Origin of the sequence: Bradyrhizobium sp. SZCCT0153 (assembly GCF_018129995.1) — a bacterium.
Classification (GTDB): domain Bacteria; phylum Pseudomonadota; class Alphaproteobacteria; order Rhizobiales; family Xanthobacteraceae; genus Bradyrhizobium; species Bradyrhizobium japonicum_G.
This window is the reverse complement of sequence record NZ_JAFCKS010000005.1, coordinates 448,058-461,380: the sequence shown is the minus strand read 5'-3', so window position 1 is coordinate 461,380 and position 13,323 is coordinate 448,058. Positions and strand designations below refer to the sequence as shown.

Here is a 13,323-nt window from a genome sequence, read left to right as displayed (position 1 = left end):
AACACAACAAACGCACAAAAACCGATCCACAACGCCACGCCAGTCCAAACCAGGGTCGTCGTCATGATGTGCTCCCGTGAAAACAGGCAAGAATCACTAGCGGTGATTTGCGCGAATCAGGGAAGTCCGGAGGAGTACGGATCAAGGTTGCAATTTTAGGCATTGCGCGCCGCAACGCCCGTGGAAGCCGCACCTCTGCGGAGCTGCGCGTGAGGCCTCAGATCGCCTCGCCGCGCGCGCCGGCGGCGGCGTTGCGGATCGCGGCGATGTTGGTCTTGTAGGCGTCCTGCGTGCCGCCCCTGAACACGGAAGTGCCGGCGACGAAGGCGTTGGCGCCGGCCGCCGCCAGCGAAGCCGCGACGTCGGGACCGACGCCGCCGTCGACCTCGATGTCGATCGGACGGCCCGCCGTCATCGCGCGGATGTCGCGGATCTTGCCGATCGCGGAGGGGATGAAGGCCTGGCCGCCGAAGCCGGGATTGACCGACATCACCAGCACGAGGTCGACCAGGTCGAGCACGTATTCGAGCACGCTGATCGGCGTGCCCGGATTGAGCGAGACGCCGGCCTTCTTGCCGAGCGCGCGGATCGCCTGGAGCGAGCGGTGCAGGTGGGGACCGGCCTCCGCATGCACCGTGATGTGGTCGCAGCCGGCTTTCGCGAAAGCCTCCAGATAGGGATCGCAGGGCGAGATCATCAGATGCGCATCGAAGATCTTCCTGGTGTGCGGGCGCATCGCCTTGATGACGTCCGGGCCATAGGAGATGTTGGGAACGAAATGCCCGTCCATCACGTCGAGATGGATCCAGTCGGCGCCGGCGGCGTCCACCGCGCGCACCTCCTCGCCGAGCCTCGAGAAATCCGATGCCAGGATCGAGGGCGCGATTGCCAGGGGGCGGGGGCTGAAGGCTTGGGTCATGGCGCGGTTTCCCGTGGCGGCCGTGAAAGATGAACCTCGCCTAACATGGGCCTCTCAGCCGGGCAATGCAGGGCAGGCGTGCTTCCTGTGGGCGGAAATTTCTGCCGTGACCGGCATGAATTGCCGGTGTTTCCGGGACGCATCAAGCGCGGTGAAGGCGGATTTCATTGAGCTTTTTGCGCTGGCACGGTGCTTGCTGACTTTACCGCCAGAACATTGGCTGCGGCGCGCCGCATCGTTTGGAGTTTGTGCAATGTTGTTCGCTCTTGGGGCCGTATCGAGCGCGCTCGACGCGATCCAGTCGCTGACGAATTCGAAATCGTCGTCGGCGACGCATAAGACCGGGACTTCGCAAGGCGCGACCAATCCGTTCGCGATCGACAGCGGCGGCAGCAGCAGCACGACCAGCGGCGCGACCTCGTCGGTCAATTCGGGCAATTGTCCGCAGATCGCGCCGGAGACGATGAGCGCGCTGCTCGCGGCGCAAAGCCAGTCCTCGAACAGCACCAGCAGCGCCACCAGCTCGACCTCGGCGAGTTCGACCTCCTCGGCCTCGACGAGCCGGGATGCTGCGCTCAAGGACCTGTTCTCGCAGATCGATGCGGACGGCGACGGCAGCATCACCAAGTCCGAATTCGAGAATGCACTCGGCGCTGGCGGTACCAATGTGGCGCAGGCCGACGACGTGTTCTCGAAGCTGGACAAGGATTCCGACGGCAGCGTCAGCCTGGACGAGATGTCGAAGGCGCTGAAGAACGGCCATCACGGCCACCACGCGCAAGGTGCGGGCGGATCGGGCAGCGGCTCGGATTCTTCTTCGTCATCGAGCGGCGGATCGACCTCGACCACGACGACCGGTGCCGACGGCTCGACCACCACCACCGTCACCTATGCCGACGGCTTCAAGATGTCGACGACCGTCCCGGGCGCTTCCAGCTCCTCGAATGCGAACGGCGGCGGCAATTCGCCCTACGACTGGTTCGGACAGATGATGCAGCGCCAGGCGCAGGCTTCAGCGGGATCAACGGCCTCATCGATGTCGATGAGCGTCTAGCCTTGCCTGCGGCTAGTCTGAGCATCATCTGTTCGGAAAACCGCGTCGCACTTCTCCGGATCACGCGCTAGCCGAACCGGTCCTTCCACGCCGGCAGCGCGCCCGCAAACGGCAGCGCGCTTGCACTGTAGATGCCGCGTGCGATCGCACGCGCGACCACATTGGCGGCGACGGTGCCGAGCTCGGTGAGGCCGACCAGCGGCTCGATCGGCTTGTCGCAGGTCGCCGCGGCGAACAGCACATCGCCGTCGGTCGGGGCATGCACCGGATAGATGGCGCGGGCAAACCCTGTATGCGCGATCATCGCAAGCCGCTTGGCTTGAGCCTTGGTCAGCGTCGCGTCGGTGACGACGAGACCGATCGTGGTGTTCTCGCGCGCACTCGCGGCGGGACCGCCCTTGATGCGCATCGCCAGCATGTCCGGGGTGAAGGCGGGCGGCAGGCCGCGCCCGCCGAACTCGCCATTCTCCTCGAACGGCGCCGCCCAGAACCAGGGTCCCTCGCCGACGGTTGCGCTGCCGACCGCGTTGACGACGATGATCGCGGCGACCTTGATGCCGTTGGCCAGCACTGCCGAAGCCGACCCGAGCCCGCCCTTGAAGGTCGCGGTGGTGGCTCCGAGGCCGGCGCCGACGCTGCCCAGCGCGAAGTCGTGGCCTGCTGCTGCGGCCGCTTCGTAACCGAGATCGCGATAGGGCGCGAAGCGTCCCCAGGCCTTGTCGCCGCCGTTGAGCAGGTCGAACATGATCGCACCCGGCACGAGCGGAATCACCGCCTCGCGAATCCGCAAGCCGCGGCCTTGTTCGGCAAGCCAGGCCTGGATGCCGCCCCCGGCCTCGATGCCATAGGCGGAGCCGCCGGACAGTGCGATCGCATCGACCCGTTCTTGCGTGCTGGCAAGGTCGAGCAATGCGTCCTCGCGCGTGCCGGGTCCGCCGCCGCGAACGTCGATCGCCGCAACCGCAGGCGCATCGAAGACGATCGCGGTCGTGCCGGTGGCCGCTTTCGCATCCTCGGCATGGCCGACGCGGACGCCGGCGATATCGGTGAGCAGATTTTTCAAGGTTGGCCTCGCCGGCTGAAAGGAGCTCGCTTCAGCGATAGCGCAGGGATGCCGCAGGCTCAACCGGCGAGCGCGGTCCTGAGCATCTTGGCGAGTTCGGACTTGCGGTAGGGCTTTGCCAGCAGCAGCACCCCGGAATCGAGCCGGCCGTGGTGGACGATGGCATTTTCGGTATAGCCCGAGGTGAACAGCGTCTTCAGGTCGGGACGGCGCCGAGCCGCCTCATCGGCGAGCTGGCGGCCGTTCATGTTGCCCGGCATGATGACGTCCGTGAACAGCAGGTCGATGTCCTTGTCGGCGTCGATGATGACGAGGGCTTCGGCCGCGTTGGCGGCTTCGAGGGCGGCGTAACCGAGGCTCTTGATCTGGGTCACGACGTATTGCCGGACCAGCGCGTCGTCCTCGACGATCAAAATCTTCTCGTTGCCGCCGGTGATGGGCACGTTCTGGAGCACCTCGTACTCGGTCTCCTGCACGCCGCTCGAGCGCGGCAGGTAGATCTTCACGCTCGTGCCGTGGCCTTCCTCGCTGTAGATCTTGATGTGGCCGCCGGATTGCTTGACGAAGCCGAACACCATGCTGAGCCCGAGGCCGGTCCCCTTGCCGACCTCCTTGGTGGTGAAGAAGGGGTCGAACACGCGGTCGATCAACCCCGTCGGGATTCCGGAGCCGGTGTCGCTGACGGCGATCATCACGTAGTTGCCGGCGAGCACGTCGGGATTCATGCTGGCATAGCCGTCGTCGAGGAAGATGTTACGGGTCTCCAGCACCAGCGTGCCGCCGTCGGGCATGGCATCGCGCGCGTTCAGCGCAAGATTGAGGATCGCGGTGGAAAGCTGACCGGGGTCGACTAATGCCGGCCACGCATCCTCGGTAAGCTGCGGCATGATGGTGATTTGCTCGCCGAGGGTCGGATGCAGCAGCTTCGCGGCCTCGAGCATCAATGCGTTGACGTCGATCTCGCGCGGCTGGAGCGGCTGCTTGCGGGCGAAGGCGAGCAAATGCTTGGTCAGTTGCGCGCCGCGCTCGGCGGCGTCGTCGATCAGCTTGGTGATGGCGGCGAGCTCAGGACGGTCGGCCACCGCGTCTGACAGAATGCCGATCGTGCCGGTGATGACGGTCAGCACATTATTGAAGTCGTGGGCGACACCACCGGTCAATTGACCGATGGAATCCATCTTCTGGACTTGCCTGAACTGGGCCTCGGCGGCCTGCTTCTCGGTGAGGTCGCGGCCGATGAAGAAATGCCGCTTCACCGGGTCGGACCAGGTGCCCATCCAGTTCAGTGTGACCTCGTGACCATCGTCATGGTAGTAGCGCGCCTCGAAGCTGCGCTTGACCGCGCCACGCCGCGCCGCGCGCATCTCGTCCCGTGTCTTCTCGAGGTCGTCGGGATGAATGAACTCGGTCGCGCTGCGCCCGATCATGTCGTCCGGGTTGAGGCCGAGGATGGTCTTCACGCTCGGGCTGACCTGGATGAAATTGCCGAAGCCGTCGGTGACCAGGATCAGGTCCTGCGAGGTCTCGAAGATGCGCTCCCGCTCCTCGATCTCGCGGCGCAGTTTTTCCCGCGCCTGCTTCTCTTCCGTGATGTCGTGGGCGATCTTGGACGCGCCGATGATCCTTCCGTTGTCTGACCTCAGCGGAGACACATTGAGAACCACGTCGAGCGGGCGGCCGTCCTTGCGGATGCGGACCGTCTCGTGCTGGGCGATCGTTTCGTTGCCGCCGACCCGGTTCAGGATGCCCCTGACCTCGGCCTTGCGGTCCTCCGGGACGATGATGTCGATCGGCTGGCCGACGGCCTCCGCGGCGGAAAAGCCGAACAGATGTTCGGCGGCCTTGTTCCAGCCCGTGATGATACCGTCGAGCGTCTTCGTGATGATGGCGTCATTGGCTGATTCGACGACGGCGCCGTATAGCGCAAGGCGCTTGCCGTAATAGTCGCGATCGAGCGCCGACTGCTGACGCAGCTTGCCGACGAGGCCCACCGTCTGGGCCTGGAGGCGGACGTTTTCGATCAGAAGCACCGCAAGCACGAAGGTCGACGCGCACAGGCCGTAAAGGCGGCCGGCGTAGAAGCCGAGATCGAAGCGCGCGACGTTGACGATCGCCGACAGCGCGATGTCGAACAGCCAGGCGCACATCACGACCATGAGCCAGGCGTCGATGATCGAGTGCGGCCGCCGGAACCACAGCGAGACCAGCGCTGCGAAGCTCAGGGACCAAACGAAGGATACCACGCCGATCATGATCTGCGTGTAACGGCCATCGCGCAGCAGCACCGGGAGCAAATCGTGCTGGGCGGTGACGATCCAGGCGAAAACGATCATGGCCGCGACGACGCCGAGAATGCTGGCGTAGATCGCCCTGCTTGCCGAGCCAGCGATCCGGGCACCGCCATCGGCCTCCTTCAGCCAGGCATAGGCGAGCACACAGAGCGGGAAGCCGCCGTGCCAGATCATGTAGAGCCAGACGGTGGTCTGCTGGCCGGCCCCCAGCAATCCAGTCGGTGAAAAAAGTCCGGGGAAGGTGAGGGCATGGAGTATGGCGGCCGCGGCCGTGAACAGATAGCCCGTCGCGAGCACGAGCAGCGCGCGGGTCCGGAGCACCGCAAATTGCGACAGCAGCAGGACCGCGGTGACGATGTCTGCGACGGCGAGGGCGGATTGATAGCTCGCGACGAAGGCTGGAACCGGCAGCAGCGGGATACCAGCGAAGGGGACGGCCAACGCGAACACGATCGCGGAGACGCCGACGATCGCAAATGCTGCGGCGCGGTCTGTCGGGGTTGCAGGCAACGTCGACAGGAATGTGCTTCGATCGGTGGTCGCGCCGACGTCCAGCTCTCGCAGATCGGTCTTGAGCATCTCCGCAAATCTCATTTGGCCCAATTGGTTTCCGTCCATGGTAGCGGGTTCCGGGCACGCATCATGACAAAACCCGCCGCGACTCAACCGAAGGTTACAGATTACTTAATTTTGCTGGGAGCGCACTGGGGATCGGGTAAGATGCGCTTTACTGGACGGTGCCATAATGCCCTCCCGATGCTTCGGGTTCCAGGTTTGAATCAGGCGATTTTGACTTCGAGATCCGGGAGTTTTTCCCCATGCCTCGCATTCTCATCATCGACGACCAGAAGGACGTCCGGGCGATGCTTGCGATCGTGCTGCGTGTCAACCGGTACGAAGTCGTCGAGGCCGAGAGCGGCGCGGGCGGGGTGAACGCCTTCGCCGAGGCCCCCTTCGATGCGGCAATCGTGGACATTTTCCTCGGCGACACCAGCGGCGTCGAAGTCATCGCGACGCTGCGCGAGCTGGCCCCAAGCCTCCCGATCGTTGCCGTGTCGGGAATGACGGCGCTGGATTTCATGGAACAATCGCCCCACCTCGGCAACGTCGTCTGCCTGCAAAAGCCGTTTCGGCCGAACGATCTTCTTCAAGCCTTGCGGAAGGCCCAGGCCGCGGCGGACGGCGAGTTGCCCGCAGCCGTCTGACCCTGCCGCAAGAAGAAACGCCCCGGGGGTAAGCCGGGGCGCGGGATGTTTGGACGCGGCCTTCAGGCAAGCGCGCTTACGTGCCGTTGCCGCTGATCTGGGCGTAGCCGCCCTTGGCGTCCCATTTGTAGACGACGTAGTCGAGCTGCTTGATGTCGCCCTTGGCGTCATACTCGATCGGCCCGATCACGGTGTCCCACTTGCCGGCCTTGATCGCCGCCATGACCTTCTTGGCGTCGGTGGTGCCGGCCTTCTTGGCCGCTTGGGACCAGACCTGCATCGCCGCGTAGGTGTAGAGCGTGTAGCCTTCGGGGTCGATGCTCTTGGCCTTGAAGGCCTCGACGATCTTCTTCGCGGTCGGCTTGTTGCGCGGATCGGGACCGAAGGTGAACAGCGTGCCTTCGCCGGCCGGGCCGGTGATGGAGGCGTATTCCTTGTCGGCGAGCGCGTCGCCGGCCATCAACACGGTCTTGAGGCCCTGGTCGCGCATCTGGCGCAGGATCAGGCCGCTCTCCTGGTGGTAGCCGCCGACATAGACCAGATCGATGTTGTCGCGCTTCAGCCGCGAGACGATCGCGTTGAAGTCCTTGTCGCCCTTGTTGTAGGACTCGTACATCTTCTCGGTGACGCCGGCCTTGTTAAGCGCCTTCTTGGTCTCGTCCGCAAGACCCTTGCCGTAGGTGGTCTTGTCGTTGAGGATGGCGATGTTCTTGCCCTTGAAGTTCTTGGCGATGTACTGGGCGGCGACCAAACCCTGCTGGTCGTCGCGGCCGCAGACGCGAGCCACGTTCCACAGTCCGCTATCGGTGAACTTCGGATTGGTGGAGGCCGGCGTGATCTGGAGGACGTTGCCGTCGGCATAGGCTTCCGAAGCGGGGATCGACGACGACGAGCAATAATGCCCGGCCACGAACGGAATTTTCGCGCCGGCGATCTTCTCGGCGACCGAGCGGGCCTGCTTCGGATCGCAGGCGTCGTCCTCGATGGACAGCGCGAGCTTCTTGCCGTTGACGCCGCCGGCGGCGTTGATGTCGGCCACGGCCATCTCGGCGCCGTTCTTCATCTGGCGGCCGAAGGCGGACTCGCCGCCGGTCATCGGACCTGCGACTGCGACGGTGACATCCTGCGCGAATGCCGCGCTCGACAGCGCAATCGACGCGCCGAATGCCAGACCGATGAGCTTCAGTGATTTCATGAGATACCTCGTGGGTGGTCGCCTGTGGAAGTTGCCGGGTACGCCCGGTCCAAACCGGCGCCATTCTTGAATGAATTCGGGGAGAAGTCACCGGCAAAATACGGGCATTGGCGGAGATATCTCGCCATATTCGGCCGCACGCCGGTCCGCAGGGTTCGATCTTGGGGTTCGTTCTTGGGGTTCGTTCTTGGACGGCCTCAGCCGTGCCGGCCGCCTTCCAGGTAGGCGGCGCGAATCTCGGGGCGCTGCAACAACTCTGCGCCGGTCCCGGCCAGCGTAATCAGGCCGTTGACCATGACATAGCCGCGATGGGCGAGCTTGAGTGCATGGTTGGCGTTCTGCTCGACGATCAGCACGGTCAGGCCGTCCTGCCGGTTGAGAGTGCGGATCGCGTCGAATATCTGGCGCGCGATCAGCGGCGCCAGCCCGAGCGAGGGCTCGTCGAGCAGGAGCAGGCGGGGACGGCTCATCAAGGCGCGGCCGATGGCCAGCATCTGCTGCTCGCCGCCGGACAGGGTGCCGCCGCGCTGGGCGTAGCGCTCCTTCAGCCGCGGAAACAGCGTGAACACGCGTTCCAGCGTCGCGTTGCGCTCCGCCTCGGTGCAGTCGGTGGCGTCCGCCCCCATCTGGAGGTTTTCCGCCACGCTCATGCGCGGGAAGATGCGGCGGCCTTCCGGCGATTGCGCGATGCGCAAATGCGCAATCTCGTGGGTGGGAACGTCGGTGATGTCGCGGCCTTCGAACAGGATCTGGCCGGCGCGGGCGCGCGGCTTGCCAAAGATCGTCATCATCAACGTCGACTTGCCGGCACCGTTGGCGCCGATCAACGCCACGATCTCGCCGGCATTGATCTCGACGTCGACGCCCTTCAGCGCTTCGATCTTGCCGTAGGCGGCGCGAAGGCCGCGGATCGCGAGCATGGGAGCGGGCGCCGCGGTCACGACCCGCCCTCCATCACGGCCACCGCCTCTTCCTCATCGGTGCCGAGATAGGCGGCGATCACCTTGGGGTCATCGCGAACCTCGCGGGGGGAGCCTTCCGCAATCTTCACGCCATGGTCCATCACCACGATGTGGTCGGAGATTTCCATCACCACGGACATGTCGTGCTCGATCAGCAGGATCGAGGTGCCGAGCTCGTTGCGGATCGACAGCAGCAACTCGCTCAGGGCGGCGCTCTCGCGCGCATTGAGGCCGGCTGCAGGCTCGTCCAGGCACAATAGCGCGGGCTCGGTGCACATCGCGCGTGCGATCTCGAGCCGTCGCTGGTCGCCATAGGCAAAATTGCCGGCGGCGTCGTCGGCGCGATCGAGCAAATTGACCCGCCTGAGCCAGTCGGTGGCGAGACCGATCGCGCGCTTCTCGGCGTCGCGATAGCCGGGCGCGCCAATGAGCCCGAGCAAGGTGAAGCCGGAGGCCCGCATCAGGGCGTTGTGCTGCGCCACCATCAGGTTTTCCAGCGCCGTCATGCCGGGAAACAGCCGGATGTTCTGGAATGTTCGCGCCACCTTGGCCTGCTTGGCGATGCGAAAATCGTTCAGCCGCTCCAGCGCGATCACCTTGCCGTCGTCATGGGCGAGGCGGATGGTGCCGTCGCTCGGCTTGTAGAAGCCGGTGATGCAGTTGAAGACCGTGGTCTTGCCGGCGCCGTTCGGTCCGATCAGCGCGGTGATCTTTTTCCGCTCGGCCGCGAAGGACAGGTCCTGCACGGCGACGATGCCGCCGAAGCGCATGGTCAGCCGGTCGACGCTGAGAATCTCGTCGCGGCTCATCCGTGGCCTTCCTTGACCAGGTCGGATGAGATCGCCTGTGCCTTGGTCAGGTACACGGTCGGCGCGCGATGGCCGATCAGGCCGCGCGGCCGCCAGATCATGATCAGCACCATGGCCATGCCGAACACCAGCATGCGGTAGGTCTCGAGGCTCCGGAACAGCTCGAAGCCGCCGATCATCGCGAGCGCGGCGAGCGCCACGCCGAGCTGCGAGCCCATGCCGCCGAGCACGACGATGGCGAGCACCAGCGCCGATTCCTGGAAGGTGAAGGATTCCGGGCTGATGAAGCCCTGACGTGTCGCGAAGAACGCGCCGGCGAAGCCGCCGAACATCGCCCCGGTCGCGAACGCCGTCAGCTTGGTGGTCGTGGTGTTGATGCCGAGCGCGCGGCAGGCGACCTCGTCCTCGCGGAGCGCCTCCCAGGCGCGGCCGATCGGCAGGCGGCGCAGGCGGATCGTGACCCAGTTGGTGAGCAGCGCAAGCGCGAGGATCAGATAGAACAGGAAGACGATACGGTGGGTCGGCGAGTATTCGATGCCGAGCCTGGCGGCGAGTCCGCTGTCGCTGTTGTCGAGCGGGATGCCGAAGAAGGAGGGGCGGGGAATGCTGGACACACCGTTGGGACCGCCGGTGAGCTCCTGCCAGTTGATGATGACGAGGCGGATGATCTCGCCGAAGGCGAGCGTCACGATCGCGAGATAGTCGCCGCGCAGACGCAGCACGGGAAAGCCGAGCAGCACGCCCCAGAACGCGGCGAGGATGCCTGCCAGCGGCAGGCAGACCCAGAACGACCAGCCGAAATTGGTGGCAAGCAGAGCGTAGGAATAGGCTCCGACCGCATAGAAGGCGACGTAGCCGAGATCGAGCAGGCCCGCGAGGCCGACCACGACGTTGAGGCCCCAGCCCAGCATGACATAGGTGAGCACGAGGATGGCGAGGTCGAGGATGTAGCGCTGGTTATAGAAGATCACGGGCACCAGCAGCGTGAAGATCAGGAGCGCGGGCGCGAGATAGCGGCCGACGAACGACATGCCGCTCTTCACCGCCGGCGGCACCAGCTTCTCGGTTCCGGTCGAGCCGATCCATTGCCGGAGCAGCTCGATCAAGATCGAGCCGCCGAACACCGCGGCGACGAGGGATGCGAGGTCGCCGAAGCGTGTCCAATAAGTGAGCTGGCCGTCGGAGCCTGCTTCGGTGCGGATGCCGACCATCAGGGAGAACAGCACCAGCGCGATCAGCGCGTTGATGAAGGCTGTCTTCAGAAGGGCGGAAATGCCGGCGGTGCGGCTTGCGTGCGTGGTCTCGTGCGGAATGGGTGTCACGCGGCCGGCCCGTCAGACTTTTTCGACTTCGGGACGGCCGAGCAGGCCGGTCGGCATGAAGATCAGCACGACGATCAGGATCGAGAACGCGGCGACGTCCTTGTACTCGACCGAGAAATAGGCCGACCAGAATGTCTCGATCAGCCCGATCGCAAGTCCGCCAAGCATCGCGCCCGGCAGCGAGCCGATGCCGCCGAGCACGGCCGCGGTAAACGCCTTGATGCCGGCGACGAAGCCCATGAAGAAATCGACCAGCCCGTAATAGAGCAGGTACATCAGGCCGGCGACCGCGGCGAGCGCGGCACCGATCACGAAGGTCATCGATATGGTGCGATCGACGTTGACGCCGAGCAGCGCCGCCATGGTCTGGTCCTGCTCGCAGGCGCGCATGTCGCGCCCGAGACGGGTGCGCGACACCAGCCAGGTGAAGATCGCCAGCAGCACGATGGTGGTGACGACCACCATGATCTGGATGTTGGAGAGCTGGATGACGAAGCCGTCCTGGCTCTCATGCAGCGTGTAGCCGCCGGTGATGAAGGGCGGGATCGGCTTGACGCGCGCGCCTTGCGCCACCTGCGAATAGTTGGTCAGCACGAACGACATGCCGATCGCCGACAGCATTGGAGCGAGGCGGAAAGAGTGTCGCAGCGGCCGGTAGGCGATACGCTCGATGGTCCAGCCGTAGAGCGCCGTGATCGCCATCGAGACCAGCAACACCACCAGAAGGATCACCGGGATCGCGGTCAGGCCGGTCGAGATCAGGAGCACGAAGGTGATCAGGGCGACGAAGCCGCCGATCATGAAGACGTCGCCATGGGCGAAGTTGATCATGCCGACGATGCCGTAGACCATCGTGTAGCCGATCGCGATCAGTCCGTAGATGGAGCCGAGCACGAGGCCATTGATGAGCTGCTGGGCGAAATAATCCATAGGCTGCCGTTACCAAACCTGACGCGGGCTCAAAGGGAGCTCTTCGAGAGAGAGTTCTTGGGCCCTGGCAGCCCTTGAGCATTTCTTCTGGTTTTGTAACAGGAGGGAACTGGCGGCCGCAACTGTCCCGGCCTTACCCCGGGGGGATTGTACAGAGATCATTTGGCGCTCCGGTTCCCGCGAGCGGCGGAACCGGGTTCCGGGAGGCAACCAAAGTGGATGCCGGCCGTTGTCTCTGCTCTGTCCAACAAGGGAGTTTCCCCGAATGACGAAGCAGCAGAACCAGAATCCGGGTCAGCAGAGTCAGAACCCCGGCCAGCAGCGTCCAGGTCAACAGTCAGGTCAACAGCCAGGGCAGCAGGGCGGTGGTCAGAAGCCCGGACAGCAGCAGCAGAACGATCCGATGCGCCAGGGCGACCGTCCCGGCCAGCAGCAGGGCGGCCAGCACGGTCAGCACAACAAGTAGTTTGGGAGCCCGGGAATTTGCCCAAGAACAAGGGTAGTGAACCAAGGGTAGTGAGGAGGGCCCCGCCGGAAGGCGGGGCCTTTTCCTTTGGGCGCTCGGCCGGTCGGTCAGGCGATTAAGGTAAACAAAGGGTTTAAATTGCCGCCACAGTCTGATGCGAGTTAGCTCCCGGCAAAGCCTTCCATCGAAGGCGCGGCAGGCGAAGCGGGAAGCGGCATGTTCAGGAATTGGCGGATCGGCTCGGTCAACGGTGCGCTGCTGGCGGCCTATTTCATTCCGGCCTGGATCCTCGTCGCCTTCAACATCATGGTGGCACCGGTGCACGGCCTCTACGAGCGGCCGAGCGTCGCCGTGGCGCTGTTCCTCAGCGACCATCTCCAAATGGCGGGGATGGACACCGTGCGTGCCGCCTGGCTGCTGGCGCTGGGCCGGCTGACCGTGGTGGCGTTCTTCGCAATCTATCTGGCGCTGCTCTGCATCCCGCGCGTCCGCAAGAATGGCGGCAGCGACGAGGCGCTCGGCATCGCGCTGGCGATCGGCAGCATCATCTCGTTTGCCAGCATGGTGATGGCCTCCAAGGTCGGCGAGATGGCCGCCCTGCGGCTCCACGCCACCGAGCTCCTGCTGCTGCTTGGCGCTGCCATCGTGATCGTGATCGAACGGCCCGCGCCGGCGCCGAAGACCGTCGAGGCTGCGCCGCCGCTAGGGCTTGAGCAGGCCGAGCTCCTGCACAATCGCTGAGGCCTCCTTGACGGCGTGGTTCGCCGCCGGCACGCCGCAATAGATCGCCTGCTGCAGCAGAATTTCCTTGATGTCGTCCGGCGTGAAGCCGCCCTCGGCGAGCGCCGCGCGCACATGCAGGCGGAACTCGTCCCATTGCCCGAGCGCGACCATGGTGCCGATCACCAGCACCCGGCGCGTGCGCTCGTCGAAATGCGGCCGTGTCCAGATCTCGCCCCAGGCATAGCGGGTGATCATGTCCTGGAAGTCGGTGTTGAAGGCATTGCGGTTCGCGATCGACTTGTCGACCCAGGCATTGCCCAGCACCTTTCGGCGCACGTTCATGCCGGCATCGCGGCGTTTCTGGTCGTCCATGTTCTTTCCTCC

The 13,323-nt window shown here is 64.8% G+C and carries 13 protein-coding genes; 4 read left to right on the top strand and 9 right to left on the bottom strand.

All coding sequences use genetic code 11. The annotated features are described in order from the left end of the window. Nucleotides 1–217: 217 nt before the first annotated feature. Nucleotides 218–919: a ribulose-phosphate 3-epimerase gene (rpe, locus tag JQ572_RS23605; RefSeq protein WP_211385209.1), complete on the bottom strand. Its 702-nt coding sequence runs from the start codon at nt 917–919 to the stop codon at nt 218–220. Between the two features lie 253 nt (nt 920–1,172). Between rpe and JQ572_RS23600 the strand changes: the two genes are divergently transcribed. Further along, nucleotides 1,173–1,973: an EF-hand domain-containing protein gene (locus JQ572_RS23600; RefSeq protein WP_211385208.1), complete on the top strand. Its 801-nt coding sequence runs from the start codon at nt 1,173–1,175 to the stop codon at nt 1,971–1,973. Nucleotides 1,974–2,040: 67 nt separating this feature from the next. Here the strand turns inward: JQ572_RS23600 and JQ572_RS23595 are convergent, their stop codons facing one another. Next, nucleotides 2,041–3,036 (bottom strand): P1 family peptidase, encoded by a 996-nt coding sequence (locus JQ572_RS23595; protein WP_211385207.1) that lies wholly within the window; start codon nt 3,034–3,036, stop codon nt 2,041–2,043. A 59-nt stretch (nt 3,037–3,095) separates the two neighbouring features. Next, nucleotides 3,096–5,906 carry a PAS domain S-box protein gene (locus JQ572_RS23590; protein ID WP_211385206.1) on the bottom strand — a complete coding sequence of 937 codons (2,811 nt, stop codon included), beginning with the start codon at nt 5,904–5,906 and terminating at the stop codon, nt 3,096–3,098. Between the two features lie 239 nt (nt 5,907–6,145). On the opposite strand from JQ572_RS23590, the gene JQ572_RS23585 reads away from it, so the two are divergent. Further along, a complete protein-coding gene (locus tag JQ572_RS23585) occupies nt 6,146–6,532 on the top strand; it encodes a response regulator (protein ID WP_211385205.1) in 387 nt (128 codons plus the stop codon). 76 nt (nt 6,533–6,608) lie between these two features. Here JQ572_RS23585 and JQ572_RS23580 read toward each other — a convergent pair whose 3' ends face one another. From JQ572_RS23580 to JQ572_RS23560, 5 genes are all read right to left on the bottom strand, one after another. Then, nucleotides 6,609–7,727 carry a branched-chain amino acid ABC transporter substrate-binding protein gene (locus tag JQ572_RS23580; RefSeq protein ID WP_211385204.1) on the bottom strand — a complete coding sequence of 373 codons (1,119 nt, stop codon included), beginning with the start codon at nt 7,725–7,727 and terminating at the stop codon, nt 6,609–6,611. 197 nt (nt 7,728–7,924) lie between these two features. Further along, entirely contained in the window at nt 7,925–8,647 is a 723-nt protein-coding gene (locus JQ572_RS23575) for an ABC transporter ATP-binding protein (protein ID WP_211385389.1), read from the bottom strand. Between the two features lie 17 nt (nt 8,648–8,664). Further along, nucleotides 8,665–9,498, bottom strand: coding sequence for an ABC transporter ATP-binding protein (locus tag JQ572_RS23570; RefSeq protein WP_211385203.1), 834 nt, complete (start codon nt 9,496–9,498; stop codon nt 8,665–8,667). After that, nucleotides 9,495–10,820, bottom strand: a complete 1,326-nt coding sequence (gene livM / locus JQ572_RS23565) for a high-affinity branched-chain amino acid ABC transporter permease LivM (protein ID WP_211385202.1) — start codon at nt 10,818–10,820, stop codon at nt 9,495–9,497. Before livM ends, JQ572_RS23570 begins: the two co-directional genes overlap by 4 nt. Before the next feature lie 12 nt (nt 10,821–10,832). Further along, a complete protein-coding gene (locus JQ572_RS23560) occupies nt 10,833–11,750 on the bottom strand; it encodes an ABC transporter permease subunit (RefSeq protein WP_211385201.1) in 918 nt (305 codons plus the stop codon). A 265-nt stretch (nt 11,751–12,015) separates the two neighbouring features. On the opposite strand from JQ572_RS23560, the gene JQ572_RS23555 reads away from it, so the two are divergent. Beyond that, complete coding sequence (locus JQ572_RS23555) at nt 12,016–12,216, top strand: hypothetical protein (RefSeq protein WP_211385200.1); 201 nt, start codon at nt 12,016–12,018, stop codon at nt 12,214–12,216. A gap of 216 nt (nt 12,217–12,432) precedes the next feature. After that, complete coding sequence (locus JQ572_RS23550) at nt 12,433–12,957, top strand: hypothetical protein (protein ID WP_211385199.1); 525 nt, start codon at nt 12,433–12,435, stop codon at nt 12,955–12,957. On the opposite strand, the gene JQ572_RS23545 is transcribed toward JQ572_RS23550, so the two are convergent. After that, a complete protein-coding gene (locus tag JQ572_RS23545; protein ID WP_135169198.1) occupies nt 12,919–13,311 on the bottom strand; it encodes a carboxymuconolactone decarboxylase family protein in 393 nt (130 codons plus the stop codon). The genes JQ572_RS23550 and JQ572_RS23545 overlap by 39 nt on opposite strands. Between the last annotated feature and the right edge of the window lie 12 nt (nt 13,312–13,323).

Excerpts from the sequence above, each read along its gene's own strand:
- rpe (WP_211385209.1), bottom strand. The coding sequence starts at position 919 with ATGACCCAAGCCTTCAGCCCCCGCCCCCTGGCAATCGCGCCCTCGATC.
- JQ572_RS23600 (WP_211385208.1), top strand. The coding sequence starts at position 1,173 with ATGTTGTTCGCTCTTGGGGCCGTATCGAGCGCGCTCGACGCGATCCAG.
- JQ572_RS23590 (WP_211385206.1), bottom strand. The coding sequence starts at position 5,906 with ATGCTCAAGACCGATCTGCGAGAGCTGGACGTCGGCGCGACCACCGAT.
- JQ572_RS23585 (WP_211385205.1), top strand. The coding sequence starts at position 6,146 with ATGCCTCGCATTCTCATCATCGACGACCAGAAGGACGTCCGGGCGATG.
- JQ572_RS23580 (WP_211385204.1), bottom strand. The coding sequence starts at position 7,727 with ATGAAATCACTGAAGCTCATCGGTCTGGCATTCGGCGCGTCGATTGCG.
- JQ572_RS23575 (WP_211385389.1), bottom strand. The coding sequence starts at position 8,647 with ATGCTCGCGATCCGCGGCCTTCGCGCCGCCTACGGCAAGATCGAAGCG.
- JQ572_RS23570 (WP_211385203.1), bottom strand. The coding sequence starts at position 9,498 with ATGAGCCGCGACGAGATTCTCAGCGTCGACCGGCTGACCATGCGCTTC.
- JQ572_RS23560 (WP_211385201.1), bottom strand. The coding sequence starts at position 11,750 with ATGGATTATTTCGCCCAGCAGCTCATCAATGGCCTCGTGCTCGGCTCC.
- JQ572_RS23555 (WP_211385200.1), top strand. The coding sequence starts at position 12,016 with ATGACGAAGCAGCAGAACCAGAATCCGGGTCAGCAGAGTCAGAACCCC.
- JQ572_RS23550 (WP_211385199.1), top strand. The coding sequence starts at position 12,433 with ATGTTCAGGAATTGGCGGATCGGCTCGGTCAACGGTGCGCTGCTGGCG.
- JQ572_RS23545 (WP_135169198.1), bottom strand. The coding sequence starts at position 13,311 with ATGGACGACCAGAAACGCCGCGATGCCGGCATGAACGTGCGCCGAAAG.